This window comes from Kosmotoga sp. (genome assembly GCF_982836095.1).
Map to the genome: position 1 here is coordinate 3,686 of NZ_CEYIHJ010000088.1, position 3,961 is coordinate 7,646.

Annotated in this window: 4 protein-coding genes; all 4 read left to right on the plus strand. The window is 40.0% G+C overall.

Annotation, left to right across the window (positions count from 1 at the left end):
- Positions 1-627 (plus strand): hypothetical protein (locus AC3LHT_RS06765; RefSeq protein WP_488662366.1); only part of this gene is annotated, 627 nt, incomplete at its 5' end.
- A gap of 613 nt (positions 628-1,240) precedes the next feature.
- A complete protein-coding gene (locus tag AC3LHT_RS06770) occupies positions 1,241-2,446 on the plus strand; it encodes an acetyl-CoA C-acetyltransferase (RefSeq protein ID WP_488662367.1) in 1,206 nt (401 codons plus the stop codon).
- 52 nt (positions 2,447-2,498) lie between these two features.
- On the plus strand, positions 2,499-3,833 hold the full coding sequence (locus AC3LHT_RS06775; protein ID WP_488662368.1) for a short-chain fatty acid transporter: 1,335 nt from the start codon (positions 2,499-2,501) through the stop codon (positions 3,831-3,833).
- A 20-nt stretch (positions 3,834-3,853) separates the two neighbouring features.
- On the plus strand, positions 3,854-3,961 hold a 108-nt coding region (locus AC3LHT_RS06780), incomplete at its 3' end, for a CoA-transferase (RefSeq protein ID WP_488662369.1).

Sequence of the window (3,961 nt, forward strand, 5' to 3'; positions counted from 1 at the left end):
ATATCCAAAAGAAAATGGCTACCAGAAATCAACGATAGATGGTTCGAGACATTGCGCACAAAAGTTGAAGGAATAGAAGAACTAAAAGAGGTTTACATAGGCAACTTCACAACTTATAAGAACCAGATATGGCCTTACGAGCTTTCGCAAATGGAAGAAAAATCTGACGAACTAAGCAAAAAATTGAAAAGGTTGGACCTTATAAAAAAGTGGGAACAAATAACCGGGAGTGACTTTAAGGCGGAAAGTTATGAAATAATCCTTGTTTCAGCTATTGAGGGAGGGCCTAATGCAAATTCCCTTGGATATAGCAGAAATGTTTTTTACTCCGGATCAGAAAATGGTTTTATACTTGATTTTATAAGTCACGAAGTGGGGACGCATATATTGAGCGATGCTCTTTTTGAATTTTTGAAGTCTTCCTCCATTGAGTCAGAGAAAATGGCAGAATTTTATAGTGCTTACGAGTGTCTTTCCCAATTTCTAAATTCATTGGTTTTGAACAGAAAACTTTCATATGATTTGAAGCAGTTCAACTCAAAACACTATATTTCAGTTTATAAAAAGTTGTACAATGACGGGGTAAAAAAACCCAAAGATTTACTTAAAAGCGTTTGTGGAGAATGACAGCCTCGCAAACATCACACTATAATCTGTCAGCACAACACAAACCCTCCGGGATTCGTTGACTTGATATAGTAGGTGAGTATTCAAGAGCCGAGTGATGAGTTATGAATGATGAGTTATGAGTAAAGAGGCGGGGAACCGAGTAACGTGATTCGAGTTACGAATATATCGAGAATTGAGTTACGAGTTGTGAGTCACGAGGGTTAAAGAGCCAGTTACGTGATTCGAGTTGCTGGAATATCCAGAAGTGAGTTAGTTATGTTCAATATTTAGAACAACAGCTCTCACAAAAAAATTGGCTGATATTGTTGGTTGTTGCTGATTTTTGAGACACCCTAAGCTATTCTCAACAGTTGATATGGACTTGCTATTTAGAATTCTATCTGCAAAAACCGGGAGCAAAAGCTCCCGGTTTTTCACTAATAATTCCTTTGCTAAAATTTGGTAGTAAATATTGCATGCTAGTTTTATTTAATAATATATAATATATCAACTATTTTTACTGTTAACTAAATCTCAAAATAATAAATGCCACTGATATTGAACATTCGGTGTGATTATTGTTAGAATGAATATTAGGCTTATAAAATCTAAGCATTTGGAGGGACTTAAAATGAAGCGAAGAGTTTTTGTAGTAGGGGCAAAAAGGACTGCCATAGGAGTTTTTGGTGGAGGCCTAAAAAATGTGCCTGCAACCAAACTTGGTTCCATTGCCATAAAGGCAGCTTTAGAACAATCTGGAATTGAGGTTTCAGACATTAATGAAGTCATCATGGGGAACGTGTTGATAGCTGGGCAAGGAATGGGCCCTGGAAGGCAGGCATCGATTTACGCGGGTATTCCCGCTGAAATACCAGCCTATACTGTTCATATGGTTTGTGGCAGCGGTATGAAATCCATAATACTTGGTGCTAAAGACATAGCTTACGGAGAAGCTGAAGTTGTTGTAGCAGGTGGTATGGAAAGTATGTCTCAAGCTCCCTATCTTGTTAATTACAAAACGAGATTTGGTGCAAAATTTGGAGATATGACCATGGTAGATCATATGGTGAGTGATGGTCTCACAGATGTTTTCAACCACGTCCACATGGGAATAACCGCTGAAGAAATAGTTTCACGTTATGATATTTCACGTGAAGAGCAAGATGAATACGCCCTGGAAAGCCAAAACAGAGCTAGAAACGCTATTGCCGCTGGAAAATTCAAAGATGAAATAGTTCCCGTTGAAGTTGTGGAAAGAAAAGTGACGAAAATCGTCGATACAGATGAAGGGCCACGAGAAACGAGCTTGGAAAAACTTGCAAAGTTAAGGCCCGCATTCAAAAAAGACGGTTCAGTTACGGCTGGGAATTCTTCCACGCTAAACGATGGCGCCAGTGCAATTGTGCTCGCAAGTGAAGACTATGTAAAGGCGCATAACCTTACACCTTTAGCTGAGATTATTGCCTGGGGACAGGGCGGTGTGGATCCCATTGTCATGGGGCTTGGACCTGTTCCAGCAACTGATAACGCTTTGAAATATGCTGGGTTGAAATTCACAGATATTGATCTTATTGAAGCTAATGAAGCCTTTGCAGCACAGACACTTGGAGTTATAAGAAATTGGAATAAAATGTACGGCGTAAGTAAGGAATACATTCTTGAAAGAGCCAATGTAAACGGCGGCGCAATTGCTCTTGGACATCCAATAGGTTGCAGTGGAAACAGAATAACGGTTACATTACTTTACGAGATGATGAAGCGCAATTTAGAGCTCGGTCTTGCCACGTTATGTATTGGTGGAGGAATGGGAACAGCGGTGATAATTAAGAAAGTATGATTTTCAAATGTATTATTATGTGTTCCTAATTCTTATATAAGGAGGGGTGAGAATGCTAAGAGCTCTTGGCAGCGTTTTTGCAAAATTCGCTAAAAAGTACCTACCAGACGCTCTCATTTTTGCCATGATACTCACTATCATTACTCTGATTTTGGGTATGGTAATTCAGAAGGAAAGCTTCGTAAACATGGTCAAATACATGGGAGATGGATTTTGGAATCTCCTTAGCTTTGCCATGCAGATGACGCTTATTGTTGTGACCGGCTATATCCTTGCTACTACAAAGCCTATTAAGGCGTTTTTGAGCTGGATTGCGCGTTTTGGAAATTCACCTTTCAAAGCGGTGGCGCTTGTTACCTTCGTAATGGCGATTTTCTCATGGTTTCAATGGGGATTGGGCTTGATTGTTGGTGCCCTTTTAGCTGTTGAGATTGCAAGAAACCAAAAAGGAATCCATTATCCATTATTGGTTGCTGCTTCTTATTCAGGATTTCTTGTTTGGCACGCCGGTTTGTCAGGTTCAGCTCCACTATTGGTGGCCACGCCCGGACATTTCCTTGAAGATACCATTGGTACAATACCCGTTTCCAAAACGATATTTTCACCATGGTCCTTGTTGACTGTCATCACCTTGATAATTACACTGCCACTTATTAATGCAGCTATGCACCCAAAGAAAAAAGAAGAAGTTCTTGAAGTTGATCCGGCCCTTTTGAAAGAGGAGCCAAAAAAGAAGTTGACAGCGGAAGACAAAAAAAATATGGTATTTGCAGAAAAAGTTGAAAACAGCCCTGTCTTGCCCATCATCGTTTCATTGATCGGTATTGTGTATATTTTCTACTATTTCTTTGTGAAAAAAGGTGGTCTTAACCTTAACATTCTCAATTTCATTTTCTTGATGATTGGGATACTTCTTCACTGGACACCGAGAAATTTCATCGAAGCAGCAAAGGAAGGTGGAAAAAACAGCTGGGGAATAGTGATTCAATTCCCATTTTACGCTGGAATAATGGGAATGATGATTAATTCAGGTCTTGCCAGTACAATAGCAAATTGGTTTGTTGGTTTTGCCACAGCTAAAACACTACCTTTCTGGTCATACATCAGTGCGGGATTGGTAAATGTTTTTGTACCATCTGGTGGTGGACAATGGGCCGTGCAGGGACCTATTATGACAGAAGCTGCTCATAAGCTCGGAGCTTCAGTTCCTAATGTGGTAATGGGCGTAGCCTGGGGTGATGCATGGACCAATATGATTCAACCATTCTGGGCTATTCCTTTGCTTTCAGTCGCCAAGCTCGATATTAGAGACATCATGGGATACACAATGATGGCTCTCATCTGGGCTTTCATCGTAACCAGCTTTTTCATCTTTGTCTTGGCATAAAATGAGAAAGGAGGAACAAAATGAAGGTTATAAAAAAGGAAGAAGCCATTGCTCTCATAAATGATGAATCTACTTTAATGATAGGCGGTTTTCTTGGCTGCGGAACACCCGAAAAGCTCATAGACGAA

Excerpts from the sequence above, each read along its gene's own strand:
- AC3LHT_RS06770 (WP_488662367.1), top strand. The coding sequence starts at position 1,241 with ATGAAGCGAAGAGTTTTTGTAGTAGGGGCAAAAAGGACTGCCATAGGA.
- AC3LHT_RS06775 (WP_488662368.1), top strand. The coding sequence starts at position 2,499 with ATGCTAAGAGCTCTTGGCAGCGTTTTTGCAAAATTCGCTAAAAAGTAC.